This window comes from Mesorhizobium sp. M2A.F.Ca.ET.039.01.1.1, assembly GCF_003998035.1.
Lineage (GTDB): Bacteria > Pseudomonadota > Alphaproteobacteria > Rhizobiales > Rhizobiaceae > Mesorhizobium.
The window spans coordinates 1-593 of sequence record NZ_RZRY01001434.1 but is presented as its reverse complement, the minus strand read 5'-3'; the positions used below and the strand labels follow the sequence as shown (position 1 = coordinate 593).

Sequence of the window (593 nt, the reverse complement as noted above, 5' to 3'; positions counted from 1 at the left end):
CCTCCATAGCGGCGCTGATGCACCGCGACGCGCTTGCCGCGGTGGAAGATCTCGATGGTGCGCGCCGTTGCTCTCAGATCGACCTGCTGACGAATGAGGCTGTGGGGCACGGAATAAAAGAAGGTCTTGAACTCGACATGATAATCCGTCGAGACGCGGGCCAAACGCCATTCGGCAAACTCGTAATCCTCCAGTGGAAGACTGGCCAAAGCCGGGCGCTCGACGGTCTCGAAGAGCTGTCGGCGACTGACGCCCAGCCGGCGCATGACGTGGTCGTTGATGCGATCGAGCGCCTGGGCAATGGCGGCATTGGCCTCAGCCAGCGAGAAGAAAGTCTGGTTGCGCAGGCGCCCCAGAATGCAGGACTGGGCGAAACGCACTCCATTCTCCACTTTCGATTTATCCCGAGGCTTTCTTGGCCGTGCCGGAAGAACGCCGACGCCATAGTGGGAAGCCATCATGCCGTAGCTGCGGTTGATCTCGGGATCGTAGAAACTGGCGCGACTGACGCCCGACTTCAGATTGTCGGGAACGACGAGTCTGGGAACGCCGTGAAAAAAACGAAACATCCGGACATGCGAGCCAATCCAGTC

General features: G+C 59.7%; 1 pseudogene. It reads right to left on the bottom strand.

Annotation, left to right across the window (positions count from 1 at the left end):
* Window positions 1-569 (bottom strand): annotated as a pseudogene (locus EOA24_RS40295) (IS21 family transposase); the annotation flags it as partial.
* Window positions 570-593: the final 24 nt, after the last annotated feature.